This window comes from Rufibacter latericius (genome assembly GCF_003721515.1).
GTDB lineage: Bacteria > Bacteroidota > Bacteroidia > Cytophagales > Hymenobacteraceae > Nibribacter > Nibribacter latericius.
Genome location: NZ_RJJD01000008.1, coordinates 156580 through 170688 on the forward strand (window position 1 = coordinate 156580; position 14109 = coordinate 170688).

Annotated in this window: 15 protein-coding genes; 7 read left to right on the forward strand and 8 right to left on the reverse strand. The window is 53.3% G+C overall.

Translation table 11 applies throughout. The features are described from left to right. Positions 1-182: 182 nt before the first annotated feature. The gene (locus EFB08_RS12680) at positions 183-740 is read right to left on the reverse strand and encodes an NUDIX domain-containing protein (protein ID WP_123127938.1); all 558 of its coding nucleotides are present in this window, start codon (positions 738-740) and stop codon (positions 183-185) included. Positions 741-900: 160 nt separating this feature from the next. Here EFB08_RS12680 and EFB08_RS12685 point away from each other — a divergent pair, with 160 nt between their 5' ends. The 6 genes from EFB08_RS12685 (at position 901) to EFB08_RS12710 (ending at position 8078) form a co-directional block, all read left to right on the forward strand. Continuing rightward, positions 901-1359: a DUF2059 domain-containing protein gene (locus EFB08_RS12685; RefSeq protein ID WP_123127335.1), complete on the forward strand. Its 459-nt coding sequence runs from the start codon at positions 901-903 to the stop codon at positions 1357-1359. Positions 1360-1638: 279 nt separating this feature from the next. Beyond that, on the forward strand, positions 1639-2466 hold the full coding sequence (locus EFB08_RS12690; RefSeq protein WP_123127336.1) for a phosphatase PAP2 family protein: 828 nt from the start codon (positions 1639-1641) through the stop codon (positions 2464-2466). Positions 2467-2739: 273 nt separating this feature from the next. Further along, positions 2740-3531, forward strand: a complete 792-nt coding sequence (locus tag EFB08_RS12695) for a dienelactone hydrolase family protein (protein WP_123127939.1) — start codon at positions 2740-2742, stop codon at positions 3529-3531. 292 nt (positions 3532-3823) lie between these two features. After that, positions 3824-5629: a glycoside hydrolase family 3 protein gene (locus tag EFB08_RS12700; protein ID WP_123127337.1), complete on the forward strand. Its 1806-nt coding sequence runs from the start codon at positions 3824-3826 to the stop codon at positions 5627-5629. Between the two features lie 98 nt (positions 5630-5727). Then, on the forward strand, positions 5728-7017 hold the full coding sequence (locus EFB08_RS12705) for an exo-beta-N-acetylmuramidase NamZ family protein (protein ID WP_123127338.1): 1290 nt from the start codon (positions 5728-5730) through the stop codon (positions 7015-7017). A 29-nt stretch (positions 7018-7046) separates the two neighbouring features. Then, the gene (locus EFB08_RS12710; RefSeq protein WP_123127339.1) at positions 7047-8078 is read left to right on the forward strand and encodes a sulfatase-like hydrolase/transferase; all 1032 of its coding nucleotides are present in this window, start codon (positions 7047-7049) and stop codon (positions 8076-8078) included. 71 nt (positions 8079-8149) lie between these two features. On the opposite strand, the gene EFB08_RS12715 is transcribed toward EFB08_RS12710, so the two are convergent. The 6 genes from EFB08_RS12715 to EFB08_RS12740 form a co-directional block, all read right to left on the reverse strand. Then, positions 8150-8932: a CDP-alcohol phosphatidyltransferase family protein gene (locus EFB08_RS12715; RefSeq protein WP_227006327.1), complete on the reverse strand. Its 783-nt coding sequence runs from the start codon at positions 8930-8932 to the stop codon at positions 8150-8152. A 21-nt stretch (positions 8933-8953) separates the two neighbouring features. Beyond that, complete coding sequence (locus tag EFB08_RS12720; RefSeq protein ID WP_123127340.1) at positions 8954-9343, reverse strand: GtrA family protein; 390 nt, start codon at positions 9341-9343, stop codon at positions 8954-8956. After that, positions 9344-9802: a phosphatidylglycerophosphatase A family protein gene (locus EFB08_RS12725; RefSeq protein ID WP_123127341.1), complete on the reverse strand. Its 459-nt coding sequence runs from the start codon at positions 9800-9802 to the stop codon at positions 9344-9346. Positions 9803-9829: 27 nt separating this feature from the next. Next, a complete protein-coding gene (locus tag EFB08_RS12730) occupies positions 9830-11155 on the reverse strand; it encodes an inositol-3-phosphate synthase (RefSeq protein WP_123127342.1) in 1326 nt (441 codons plus the stop codon). A gap of 241 nt (positions 11156-11396) precedes the next feature. Continuing rightward, positions 11397-11600: an Arc family DNA-binding protein gene (locus EFB08_RS12735; protein ID WP_123127343.1), complete on the reverse strand. Its 204-nt coding sequence runs from the start codon at positions 11598-11600 to the stop codon at positions 11397-11399. A gap of 3 nt (positions 11601-11603) precedes the next feature. After that, positions 11604-12455 (reverse strand): SPFH domain-containing protein, encoded by an 852-nt coding sequence (locus EFB08_RS12740; RefSeq protein ID WP_123127344.1) that lies wholly within the window; start codon positions 12453-12455, stop codon positions 11604-11606. A gap of 196 nt (positions 12456-12651) precedes the next feature. On the opposite strand from EFB08_RS12740, the gene EFB08_RS12745 reads away from it, so the two are divergent. After that, the gene (locus EFB08_RS12745) at positions 12652-13026 is read left to right on the forward strand and encodes an SPW repeat domain-containing protein (protein WP_123127345.1); all 375 of its coding nucleotides are present in this window, start codon (positions 12652-12654) and stop codon (positions 13024-13026) included. A gap of 103 nt (positions 13027-13129) precedes the next feature. On the opposite strand, the gene EFB08_RS12750 is transcribed toward EFB08_RS12745, so the two are convergent. Then, complete coding sequence (locus tag EFB08_RS12750) at positions 13130-14089, reverse strand: bestrophin family protein (protein WP_123127346.1); 960 nt, start codon at positions 14087-14089, stop codon at positions 13130-13132. Positions 14090-14109 lie beyond the last annotated feature (20 nt).

Sequence of the window (14109 nt, forward strand, 5' to 3'; positions counted from 1 at the left end):
TATTTGCCATCATCTATATAAAAGAAAGGGACACTTCCCTGCCGTTGACCTGACAAGCAAGTGCCCCCTTTCTTTGCTTTGGATAGCTTTTGACCCGTTTTCCTGAAACTGACCCTAAAACAAACGCCTTTCGGCTCCAGAACTTGAACGTTGGGTCGCTCTTATATCCGGTAGGCAAACCTTTACTTTCCTTTTCCTTTGCTTTTCTGGTCCAGCAGTTTAGGCAGCACGTTGGCTTTAGCCCACTCTACCGCCAACAGGGTTTTTCCGTCTATAAAGGAGTGTTTGGCTAGCTGTTGGGGAGTGAGTTCCAAAGTTTTGATGTCTTCGTTCTCGTCGTCTTTGCCGCCGCCTTCGCTTACCTGTTTACTTACCTCGGCGTAGAACAGGTAGATCTTTTCTGAGAAAGCCCCCGGCGAAGGGTAGAATTCATAGATGGGCTCCAGGTGGTCTACGGCATAGCCGATCTCCTCCTCAATCTCGCGTGTGATGGTATCGGCGGGTTTCTCGTCCTCGCTGTCCAGCATGCCGGCCACGGCCTCCACCATTTCCTGCTCCACCGCGGGCCTGAACTGCTTGGCGAAAATGAATTTCTGCTTCTTGGTGTCATAGACCAGGGCCGCCGCTGCCTTGCCGGTCTGGAACACCTCGCGCTCAAACTCGTTTCCTTTGTCTTCCACGGTAAACACCTGCAGGCGGTAGTGCCCCTGGTAGGCAGTTTCTTTCTTGGTTATTTTCATAAAAGGATAGGCTAAGAATGCTTCTGGGAAAATTATTTCTACCACTGGTACGCAGCCTGAGGTAGGTGGTTCAAGGAGAGAACGGGCCAAAATAAATCAGGGGTTTCACTGGCTTTTCTGACCTCCAATACGTACCTATGAAACAAATCAAGCTTCTAAAATGAAAAAATTACTTTCTCTTTGGGCTTTTCTGCTGGTGGTTTCGGCAGGCAGTGCCATGGCGCAAGCCCAGAGCAGCCACTACAAAGCGGCTGAAACCCTGCTCCTGACCATGGGCAGCCCCAAAACCATTGACGACAACCTTCAGCAGATGCTCACCATGCAAATGGAACAGGTCCCCGCTATGAAATCTGCGGAGGTGGAGGTGCGGTCCTTTTTCGCGAAATATATGAATTGGGAGGCCATCAAAGGCGACCTGATTAAATTGTACATGGATGAGTTCACCGAGAAAGAGCTCAAGGACATGAATACTTTCTACCTCACGCCTACGGGCAAAAAACTGGCGGCCAAACAGTCTACCATCACTATGAAAAGCGCCCAGATTGGACAGGCTAAGGTTGAGCCCCACATGATGGAGTTGCAGGAAGCTATCCAGAAAAAAATGCAGGGCGATAACTAAGCTCTGATTTTAAACTGCCAAGGCAACTCCCGCAAAAACAAGAAGCCCTTCCCTACCCGGAAGGGCTTCTTGTTTTTAAGCAATTATTTAAAGGTCAATCCGTTAACAAAACAACCCTCCTCTTCTGCCGTCCTATCTAACTCTCCGCCGGATATTTCCCCGCGTTTGTGGCCTTGTTTCAGGTTTTCCTCGAAAAAACAAAAACTCAGGAAACTAAAAAGATCCAATTGCCCTTTCTTACTACACCTAGCCCTTTGACTTTTAAGACTTTAAACTTTTATGCGTTCCATCCTGCTCCTTGTAGCATTGCTCTTTTTGAGCAGAGCGTCTGTGTTTGCCGCGTTCCTGCCCCCCGATACTTTACAAGCAAGACAAGACACTTTCCTCCTTCAAAGCGCACCCAAACCTTCCTGGGTCCACCAACACCACCGACTTCTGCTCAAGTCAACCGCCACGCTGGCGGTGGCAGGCCTTTTTATAAGCTCCTACGAGCGCCTCGATCGACCTATCCGGCAACTGTCCCAGGATAGACGTACCCTTGTGTCAAACACAACCGCCAGCTTGGTGTCACCCTTCGGGACGGCTGTTCCACTGCATGCCACGTTTGCGACCATGTTTGCGGTAGGCGCTTTCGCCAAGCGCCCCAAGATGCGGGAAGCTGCCATTGTGGGTCTGGGTAGCTTCTACCTCAACTCCCTGGCCACCGACAAACTGAAGAAAGCCTTCCAGCGTCATCGCCCCAGCGAAACCAAAGACAGTCACCTGTTTGATGGGGCTGACGGAAATGGCGAAAACACCTCTTTTCCTTCTTCGCACACCTCCAACGCCTTTGCCGCGGCCACGGCCATCGCCTCGGTGTACCGAGACACCAAATGGGTTCCTCAACTCGCGTACGGCGTAGCTACCCTGGTGGGCCTGTCACGCATCAATGACAACAAACACTGGGCTTCTGATGTGCTGGCGGGAGCCGCCCTTGGGTACATCACCGGTAAAGCCACCTACTGGGGTTTCCAGAGGTTGAAAAGGCAGCTCAAGAAACCCAACTGGATTGTCTCTCCATCCTGGCAGCAGGGTCAGGCTGGGGTAAATGCTTCCCTCCGGTTCTGACAAAAATCTGTTAAAGATCTTAATCGCCCCACTTTTCCCGGCACCAAAGAATGTAGCCCGGCAAAGTGGGGCGATCTACGTTCTAAGGCCTCCGACCTTTATTTGCCGGCAAATTCCGATATTTTGGAGGTAAGACGGCCTAGGGCAACATTTCTGGGGTTGAGCTGTTTTACAGCCAATTTTAGGTCTACCTTCGTAAGGACTTAGGCGATCTTTTCAACTTGATTTAAGTAAAGAAGCAATCTATTGCCCTACACCAAAAACCACATTCCTATGAGAAAGCTGACGCTAGCATTGGCCCTTATTTTCCTGGCCCACCTCTCCACGCAGGCCCAACAGATTAAAACCCAGTTGGTGGAGTACAAAGAAGGTTCTACCACCCTGGAAGGATACCTGGCCTACGATGCCTCTAAGAAAGGAAAGCTGCCGGCGGTTCTGGTCGTGCACGAATGGAACGGCATCAGCGACTACACCAAAAAACGGTGCGATCAACTGGCAAAGATGGGCTACGTGGCTTTCGCGGCAGATATCTATGGCAAAGGAGTCAGACCTACCACACCGGAGGCTATGGGTGCCGAGGCCGGTAAATACAAAAACAACATTCCGCTGTTGCGTCAACGGGTAAACGCCGGGTTAGCCCAATTAAAAAAACAGGCCAACGTAGATGCCTCGCGGGTAGCGGCCATTGGGTATTGTTTCGGGGGAACCACGGTGTTGGAACTGGCCCGTAGCGGAGCCGATGTCGCCGGGGTCGTGAGTTTCCACGGAGGGTTGGGCACCCCGAATCCGGCGGATGCGGCTAACATCAAGGCCAAGGTGCTGGTAGCACACGGAGCCATTGACCCCTTCGTTCCCAAAGCTGAGTTAGACGGGTTCTTCAAAGAAATGAACGACGCCAAGGTAGATTACCAGTTTAACGCCTACAGCGGCGCGGTACACGCCTTCACCAACCCAGATGCCGGTTCTGACATCAGCAAAGGAGCCGCTTACAACGCCGACGCGGACCGTAGGTCTTGGGAAGACATGAAACAGTTTTTCGCCGAGATTTTCAGAAAGAAGGCCTAAAACATCTTCCTACTTTTTCTTTAGAAACGCCGCTGCTAGATTCTTTCGCGCAGCGGCTTTTCTCTTAGAATCCAATCCGAAGGTTGTTTTGAAGCTGATTTTCCAAAAAGAGGCTCAGAATGGCCCTAAAGTTGTAACACCTTGCCAACTGAATTGATACTTAAGTAGTCCTCCCCAGAGGTTTACCAACATGCCGCCAACCAAGGCAGGTAGATACCGTATGGTAAAGGCTTTTAGAGCGGAACCCATCCCCCGGGTCTTCTCTAAGCCTTGTACCTATTGCCCATTCATCATGCTTACACCCTCTGCCCGAAACTTTTTTGTATGCACGTATAGCCTTTTGCTGGTACTGACCTTACTGGCTTTTCCGGCGTGTAAAAAGAAAGATCCGCACGCAGAAGAAACGGTGGTGTTCAAACCAGAGCCCATCTCGCCCGAAGATACCATCAAGTATCCCAATGAGCTCATCACTACCCTCAACCGGAAAAACAAGTGGGTAGACTCAGTCTTCCGTAGGATGTCACCCGACGAGCGCATCACGCAGCTGATGATGATTGAGGTATTCTCCAACCAGGGACCTCAGCACGAAGAAGACGTGAAACTGCTCATCCGGCGGTACAAAGTGGGCGGGCTTATTTTCTTCCAGGGTGGGCCCGTGCGCCAAGCCAAGATGACCAACCGCCTGCAAGCCGTTTCCAAAATTCCGCTCTGGATTGGCATGGACGCCGAAAACGGGATTGGTATGCGCATGGACAGCGCCATGCAGTACCCCTTGCCCATGCTGCTGGGGGCCATCAACAACGACAGCCTTATCTACCAGATGGGGGCCGAGATGGCCTTTGAGTTCAAACGCTTAGGCATGCACCTCAACTTCGCGCCGGTGGTAGACGTGAACAATAACCCCAAGAACCCCATCATCAGTTACCGGGCCTTTGGGGAGAACAAAGACGATGTCAGCTCCAAAAGCCTGGCTCAGATGCTGGGCATGCAGGACAACGGCATCATTGCCACCGCCAAACACTTCCCCGGCCACGGCGACACCGAAGTTGACTCGCATTATGATTTGCCCGTCATCACGTACGACCGCAAACGCCTAGATTCCATGGAACTGCATCCGTTCCGGCACCTCAGCCAGAGCGGCGTGGGCGGTATCATGGTAGGGCACATCCACCTGCCCAAGCTAGACTCTACCGCCAATCTGCCTGCTTCCCTTTCCAAACCCATTGTGACGGGTATTTTGAAAAACGAGCTCAAATACAGCGGCCTCATCTTCACCGATGCCATGGTCATGAAAGGCGTGACGAAGTATTTTAAACCCGGCGAGGCCGAGGTCATGGCCCTGGAAGCCGGCAACGATGTGCTGGAACGTCTGGTGAGCGTACCCGAGGCCTTAAGGGCCATCAAAGCCGCCATCCGGCAGGGCCGCTTAAGCCAGAAGCAGATTGACCGCAGTTGCAAAAAGGTACTGGCCGCCAAATTCTGGGTAGGATTGAACAAGTACCAGCCCATTCCCCTGGATAGCCTGTACCAGGATTTACACGCCCCGCATGCCCACGAGATGCTGCGGCGGCTATCAGAAGGCTCTCTTACACTGTTGCAGAACAAACGCAAAATGATTCCGCTGGAAGAGAAGAAACGCCGGAAAGTGGCGAGCTTGGCAGTAGGCGGCGTCAGGACCACGTTTTTCCAGAAGCAGATGGGCAGCCGGCTCACTACCAAGGACTTCTTCCTGCCCCGCAAAAGCTCCAAAAAATACCTGGAGAAACTCCGCAAGGAACTGCTTAAATACGACCTCCTGCTCATCAGTATTTACGGTCCCAGCATCAGGCCCAGCAACAACCTGGGGTTTTCTACCGAAGAACGAAACCTGGTAGATGAACTGATCCGCAAGAAAAGAAGCGTAGTGGTTCTCTTTGACAACGCCTATACCCTGAACCGATTCCAGGACATTGACCAGGCCACCGCCCTTTTGGTAGGTTACCAGCAATTACCGGCAGTACAGGCCGCCGCCGCCCGAATGCTCATGGGCGATATTTCTCCGCAGGGCAAGCTACCAGTCACGGTGAATTCACAATTCAAGTACGGCGACGGGCTGTAGCAGTCTTTTCTGTTTCTGGTATGTTTCAGGTAAAATGGGCTTAAAGCAGCCGATAAAATAGGGTGTACAAACTCTGCTTCTTTTGCTATATTGCTGTAATGAAGCGACTTCTCCCCTCCCCATTTTTCGGGCTTTTAGCAGTTCTTTCCCTTCTGCACCTAACGGCCCTCGGGCAAGCAAAAAAGGACCAGAAAACAACTGCCCCGGCGCAGCGGGTGATCATTGGTATTGAACGCCTGATTACCCCTGAGTTTCTCCCTTTCATCCAGAACCGGCGCGTGGCAATCTTAACCAACCACACGGGCGTGATGCCAGACAAAGGCCACCTAGTGGATCTGCTTCACGCCCGCCCCGACGTGAAGGTGGTGAAACTTTTCAGCCCGGAGCATGGCATTAGGGGCGAGGCCGATGATCACGTAGCCGATGCCGTGGACCAGAAAACGGGTCTGAAGGTAATCTCACTCTACGGAAAACTGCGCAAACCCACCCCCGAGATGCTGAAAGATGTAGACCTACTGCTCTTCGATATCCAGGATGTAGGGGCCCGCTACTACACCTACATCGCTACCATGCAGGCCGTCCTGGAGGCCGCCGCCGAAAACAAGAAACCCATGATTGTGCTGGACCGTCCTAACCCAATTACTGGGCTTTACGTGGATGGCGCCGTGGGCAAAAATGCGAAGCAGCCCGTACTTACCCCCAACTTTCTGCCCATCACCCATGGCATGACGGTGGGCGAGCTGGCCCGCATGTTCAACGGCGAACGCGCTGCCAAAAAGCTTCCCCAAGCCGAGCTGATGGTAGTACCCATGCGCCATTACTCCCGCAGCCAGTGGTTTGACCAAACCGGTTTGCCCTGGATCAAGCCCTCGCCCAACATGATCAACCTGACCACCGCTACTTTGTACCCGGCCACCTGCATTTTGGAAGGTACCAACGTTTCGGAGGGTCGGGGTACCATGCAGCCCTTCGAGTTCATTGGCGCTCCCTGGATTGACGGCGAAAAACTGACCAAACAACTCAACAGCTACAAACTGGCCGGCATCACCTTTAAACCCGTGCAGTTCAAACCAGACAGCGTGATAGACGGCATCCGGATCTATCCGCCCAAGTTTGTGGGCCAGACCTGTTCCGGAGCCCAGGCCATCGTCACGGACCGTACTAATTTTGAATCGGCGAAGGCCACGCTGTACATCATCCACGCCCTGAAAACGCTTTACCCAAGCCAACTGGAATGGAAGAACACTCGCCTGGACGGCTTATGGAAAACCGATGTCACACGCCAGCGCCTGCAGGCTGGTGATTCTCCCAAAGATATTTTATCGACCTGGGCCGATGAACTCTCTTATTTCAAACAAGTTAGAGCCAAATACCTGCTTTACCCGTAGTAGGCAGGTCACACAATACATCAGAACACATGGTCCTCCGTCTCTCGCTGCATTTTCTGTCTTTTCTTTTCACCGCAGGCTTGGGTTCCTGCCAGCAATCTACTTCAACTTCTACCATTACCAGCAAAATCCCAGCGGTTACAACCTCCACGCCTACGGTTGCTGTATCTCAGCAGAAGCCTGGCGGGCCGTATGCCACGAAGAATGTGGTGTTGGTGGTGATTGACGGAGTTCGGTACTCAGATTCCTGGGGAGACTCCACGTTCGCCAACATCCCGCGCATGGCCCGCGAACTGGCACCTCAAGGGGTTTTCCATCCGCAGTTCTTTAACAAAGGGGTCACCAAAACCAACCCGGGGCACGTGGCCCTGACCACGGGGCAACACCAGAACATCAACAACAACGGCAGCGAACTGCCCCGGCTCCCCTCGGTCTTCCACTACTACCGGCAGTTTACCGGCGCTCCAGAAACCGATGCCTGGATCATCACCAGCAAAGACAAACTGGAGATACTGGCCCGCACCTACAGCCCAGACTCGGCGGCCCGTTATGCGCCGGCTACCAGCAGCGGGAAGAACGGGATCGGAAGCGGCAATCGTCCAGACACCACCACCATCCGGATCGCCAAGCAGATTTTCACCAAGCACAAGCCCAAACTGGTGCTCATTAACCTCCGGGAACCTGACACCGAGGCCCACGGAGACAACTGGGAGGGCTACCTCAAAGCCATCAGGCAAAGCGACCGTTTAGTGGCCGATTTATGGAAATGGCTGCAAAAACAGCCTGGTTACAAGAACACCACCACCCTGCTGGTCACCAACGACCACGGTCGGCACACGGGTAGCCGCTTCCAGGACCACGGCGATAACTGCGAGGGTTGCCGCCACATCAGCCTGCTGATGCTGGGCCCCGATGTGCAACCCGGAACGCTCGCCAGCAAACCACGCTCCCAGGTAGACGTGGCCGCCACCATGGCCGAACTTCTGGGCTTCCCCATTCCGAAACGCCAGGGAGAGCCGATGCTGGAATTATTTAAATCAACTTTGCAGGTTGGGGAATAAAGCGTTTAGGGCCTGTTTTTAATAAAACAGGCCCTAAACGCTTTCTAGAAAATCAGCAGAAAAAACGTGGCTTATCGGTTCAGAGCCTGGTTCCGCTCCTTCAGTTCAATGGCTTTCCGGGCTTCCATCAGCCGGGTAAAGGCCGTGATGTTGGTGAAGATGGCCAGCACCGTGATAGGAATGGTGAAGACAGACATGGTCTCGAAGATGTGGAACGGAAGACCCGGCACGTACAGCTTGTAGTCTGGCCCGATAAGTGAGGCCGTTAACCCGCAGAACATACCCGCCAAGGCAATCAACACCACCCGCTCAGGCCGCTGGAAGAAGCCTCCCTTGCATTCCACACCCAATCCTTCGGCCCGGGCCCGGGTATAGCTCACCATCATGGACCCGATCATGGCAATAAACGCGAAAAGCGAGCTGAGAAAGTAATGGTGCGACATGAGGTAGTAACAGATACCCAGGAACATCACCAGTTCGCTGTAGCGGTCCAGCACCGAGTCATATAAGGCCCCAAAGGTGGAGCCCATGTTGCCCATGCGTGCTACCTGTCCATCTAGCATGTCAAAGAGGCCCGCCATCATGATCAGGAAACCGGCCCAGCCCACGTAGGAGAAATCATTGTGGTTCTCGCTTTCGCCGCCAATCACAAAGATGATGGCTACTCCCACGTTCATGATGAACCCCGTGGTGGTGACGGCATTGGGCGTGAACCCCAGCCTGATCAGGAGCCGGACGAATGGGTTTACAATCTTGTAGATCCCCTGCTGCAGGAACACTTTCCAGGCTTTCTCGCCAGGTGCTTTCTTATTCTTCACCGTAGAATCTACGCCCATTTTTTCAGTTGCTTCCATTTGTTTCCCTTCGTGAAACGATTAGCTGTAAGTGGTGTCTTTCTTGAAAACAAACTTTTTCTGCATCTGGTAATTATACCCCACTCCTACCACCAGCGAGGTAATAACCTTAGAGATAATATAACTGACGCCCGTGTGATGCGTGATCAGGTAAACTCCGGCGGCGTTTAAAAACAGGCTGCCGCTCCAGATAATAAAATACCGGAAGGCCTGGGCCACCAGACTGGAATCCTCGGCGTTGAAAACCCACTCTCTGCCTAGCGCGAAATGGGTGATACCCCCCGAGGCGGTACCTAGCACCGTGGCCAAAACATACCAACTCCCCAACAACTCTACCGCCAGAACGGTCACCAGAAAATCAACCACAGTGGCGCCCACAGAGGCAGTCTGAGCCTTTAAAAATGTGAGCATCTAAAATAGCTTTACGTAAACCAAAATTTGAAGAAGGAGGTTGGCGCAGACACCGGCTAAAAGATCATCCAGCATCACTCCCCAACCACCTTTTACCTCCTCAGCTTTTCTGATGCCGAGGGGTTTTACGATGTCAAAAAAACGAAACAGCACCAGCCCTGCCACCAAGTACGGAAAAGTAACCGGAATAGCTATCAAAGTAAGACACATGCCGGCCACCTCATCGATGACCACCTTCTTGTCGTCCTTGCCCCAGAGGGGCTCCACCTGATGGGCCGACCAGACGCCTATGGCGGTGATCAGAAAAGTCACACTGACCTGCCAAAGCACGAGCCCCTCCCCACCCCCTTGCCAAAGGTACCAGCAAAGGCAGGCGGCCGCGGCGGCCACCGTGCCCCCGCCCTTGCCCACGTACCCGATGCCCAGGCCGGTGGAGAGGAGTCTGTGTAGGTGCATCATAGGGTACTTACAGCAACCATAGGGTGATCACAGCGTGTCGACCAGGTCTTGGTAGTAGTCCAGGCCCAGGTGGGTGATCAGGTCCTCGCCCATCATGTGGCGCAGGGTGTTCTGCAGTTTCATCAACTGCTTGAAGATGTCGTGCTCGGGGGCCAGGCCCTCAGCGGTCTGCGGGGACTTGTAGTAGAAGCTCAGCCACTCCTGGATGCCCGACATGCCGGCTCTTTGCGCGAGATCAGTAAATAGGGCCAGGTCCAGCACCAGCGGGGCGGCCAGGATGGAGTCGCGGCACAGGAAGTTGATCTTGATCTGCATCTGGTAGCCCAGCCAGCCGAAGATGTCGATGTTGTCCCAGCTCTCCTTGTTGTCGCCGTGGGGCGGGTAGTAGTTGATGCGCACCTTGTGGTACATATCGCCGTAGAGCTCGGGGTTTGATTCCGGTTTAAAGATCTCGTCCAGCACGCTCAGTTTACTCACTTCTTTCGTTTTGAAGTTCTCAGGGGCGTCCAGCACGTAGCCGTCGCGGTTGCCCAGGATGTTGGAGGAGAACCAGCCTTTCACGCCCAAGGCTCTGGCATGCAGACCCGGGGCCAGGATGGTTTTCATCAGCGTCTGGCCGGTCTTGAAGTCCTTGCCCGAGACAGCGATGCCGTTCTCTTTAGCCAGCTCCACAATAGCGGGAATGTCCACGGTCAGGTTCGGGGCGCCGTTGGCGAAGGGCACCCCGGACTTGATCGCCGCGTACGCATAGATCATGCTCGGCGCGATGGCTGGGTCATTGTTGCGCAGACCTGCCTCGAAGGCCTCGATGCTTTGGTGCACCTCAGACTCCTCGATGTAGATCTCGGTGGAGCCGCACCACACCATCACCAGGCGGTCACAGTTGTTGGCTTCCTTGAACTCGCGGATGTCGTCCATGAGCATCTCGGCCAGAGCCATTTTGTCGGCGCCCTCCTTGACGTGGGTGCCGTCCAGGTTGCGGGCGTAGGCCCGGTCGAAGACCGCCTTCATGGGCCGGATCGCCTCCAGCTCGGCCTTGACGGCGTGCAGCAGCATGGGCTCGAGCACCTTGGCCGTGGAGGCCGCCTCGAAGACGTTATCGGCGTACACGTCCCAGCCCCCGAAGACGATGTCCTCCAGCCCGGCCAAGGGAACAAATTCTTTGATGAGGGGATGGCGGTCCTCGGTGCGTTTGCCCAACCGGATGCGGCCCATCTGGGTGAGGGAGCCCACCGGCTGCGACAGGCCTTTCTTGATGGCCTCTACCCCCGCGATCAGCGTGGTGGCCACCGCCCCCAGGCCCGGCATCAAAATGCCCAGCCGGCCATCGGCGTTCTTAACTTGGTAATCCATAGTTCTATACTTTAAACTTGTTGGATAGATGTCTTTAATTTAAGGGTAAACCAAAGCTTAAGATATAGAATTTCCTATAAATGCCTTCATGTATATACGCTATTTATTGCCGTATTTCTACTGAAAAAGGAGTAACCTCTCCAGGGTTCAAGGTTCGGCAGCCTGAAGGAAGCCTGGCAGGGACATTAACCAGACAGAAATGTGCTTGTTTTAAGCCCGTTTAGAAAATTTAAGCCAGAAACTAGGCATCTGCTGGTTGAGCTGGGGACTCTCCTTCTTCCGGGGTAGGTGCTGGGGCAGGTAATCGGCCCGATTTCCGGAGGGCTTCCTGCACAATCCATTCTATCTGCCCGTTGGTGCTTCTGAACTCATCTGCGGCCCACTTCTCCACTGCTTTCATCATGTCTGCGTTCATGCGCAGGGCAAATGATTTTTTCTCGGCCATAGGCTAGTGATGTAAGGTTCCGGCATTCACCACGGGGTGTACGCTTCTGTCGGCGCAAAGGACAACCATTAGATTGGTGACCATGGCGGCCTTGCGTTCATCGTCCAGTGTAACGAGGCGTTTGTCGTTGAGTTGTTGCAAGGCCATGTCTACCATACCTACAGCGCCTTCCACTATCTTGGCGCGGGCCGCCACAATGGCGGTGGCTTGCTGGCGCTGCAACATGGCGCTGGCAATTTCCTGGGCGTAGGCCAGGTAACTGATTCTGGCTTCCAGCACATGGATTCCGGCAATGGCCAGACGCTCCATGAGTTCCCGCTCCAGTTCGTCGTTCACTTCCTGCGAACCGGCCCGCAGGGAGATCTCGGCATCGTTCTCAAAGTTGTCATAGGGGTATACCCCGGCCAGTTTGCGCATAGCAGATTCGCTCTGGATTTTCACGAAGGTCTCGTAGTTGTCTACTTCAAAAGCCGCCTTAAAGGTCTCTTCTACGCGCCACACCAACACCACCCCAATCATGATAGGGTTCCCCAGTTTGTCATTCACCTTAATGGGTGTGGTATCAAGGTTACGGGCGCGCAGCGAGATGCTTTTGGCCACCAGAAAAGGGTTCACCCAGAAGAACCCGTTTTGCCGGATGGTGCCGCTGTACTCCCCAAAAAGGGTGAGCACCCTGGATTCATTGGGATTCACAATCTTGAAGCCCTTGCATAAGTAAACGAAAACCAACGAGAACGGCGCCAGAACTCCTGGCCCAAAATAATATATGGAGGCTGCCCCAGCCCCTATCAGGAGCAGCACGAGCATGAGGATGGCATAGCCCGAGGCGGGATGAAATGTTTTTTCTGCTTTCATAGTATCTAATTTAATTTGATATCATTTTAATATCACCTAAAATATGAAATAGAACCGAGAAAGGAAACCCTGTTTTCACAAAGGGTAGTAATACTTTTACAAATACTTGAAAATCAGGATATATACCATTAGCTAACTTCTTCCAAGCGCGTATAAAATGAGTGATAACTGTTCTACTAACTGAAAGGAGGCTCTTATGCGGATTATCCCTACCAGTGTCCATGGCATCATGGACTATATTATCGCGGGCTTGCTGATTGCGTCGCCCTGGTTGTTTGGTTTTTACCGCGGCGGCATTGAAAGCCACTTTCCTATTGGAGTAGGAGCTGTGGTTTTACTACAGGCCCTCATGACGCGTAATGAAACCGGAGCTATGAAAATCATTCCCATGCCCGCGCACATCATTAGCGATCTGGCTATTGGCTTCTTTCTGGCCTTATCTCCGTGGCTTTTCTTCTTCCATGACTACATCTGGGAGCCGCACTTCATTGTGGGGTTGCTGATTGTAGGACAAGCCATTCTGACCAAAATGACGCCGGGCACGGTTCACCGGACAGAAGCCGGGTATTAGACATCCTAAAAAGCAGTTCCCCTGTTTCGGGCCCATTTTAGAAAAAACGGGCCTGAAACAGGGAAACTGCTTTTTGCCGAATCGAAGTAAAAACAGAATTGCCTTACAACATGACGCCTTTTTTCAGGTCTTTGGCCTGAGGGAAGTTTTTATCGCCCCAATGTTCTTTGAGGTTGGTTTCTATGGAGAGCGAAAGTTGGGTGAGCGGCACGTCTTCCAGGCGGTTCTCAAACGGGTCTTCCATGCGTTCGCCCAGCAGGTCAAGGCACAGGAACACAAACGAGATGATCACCGACACCGGGATACTGGCCCAGCCAATCTCCTCCACAAACACAAAAGGCAGCAAGGACGCGTGAATGAACACGAATACCCGCGAGAAAAAGCTGTACTGCCGTGGGAAAGGCGTGTTCTTGATCCGCTCGCTCCGGCCCTGAATGTTGTTGAACTCCACCAGCGTCTGTTCAAGTTGCACAAACCGGTAATCTGAGAGCCAGCCCCGCTCAAAGGCCTTCCGAAGGTCATCGCCCTGCACGTTGAGCAGGAAGTTAGGCGGGTTGTTTTTATGCCAGAACGCCTCGTACTCTTCCTTCGGGAGAAAGGCCACGGTGTCTGTGTATTCGTTTGTTTCCTCAAAGATCTCTTCTTGCTTGGTGCTGTTGTAGGGCTTGGGTTTGCGCAGAAAAACCCGCAGCCCGTGCACAAACGCCAGGTGCCGGTACACCATGCGGTGCTGCAGCTTCCTTACCAACTCGGCATCCTGCTCATCCGTGGGGATGATCATGGTCAGAACCTGGCGGGCCCAGGATCGGCTGCTGTTCACCAGCTGTCCCCAGATCTGCCGGGCCTCCCACCAGCGTTCATATGCGTTGCTGTTCTTGAAACCCAGGAAAATGGCCAGCGCGGTACTCAAAGCCGTTAAGGTACTGAAGGGCAAATGCAGCTGCAGCACCTCAAAATAATCGTGGAGCAGGTACACCACCACCGAAAGCAGCAGGTAATACAGCATGCTTTTCCAGGTATAATGGACGATGACCTCCCACTTCAGGTTTCTGTCTAAAATCATAACGCGCCGGTTTGGAGGAA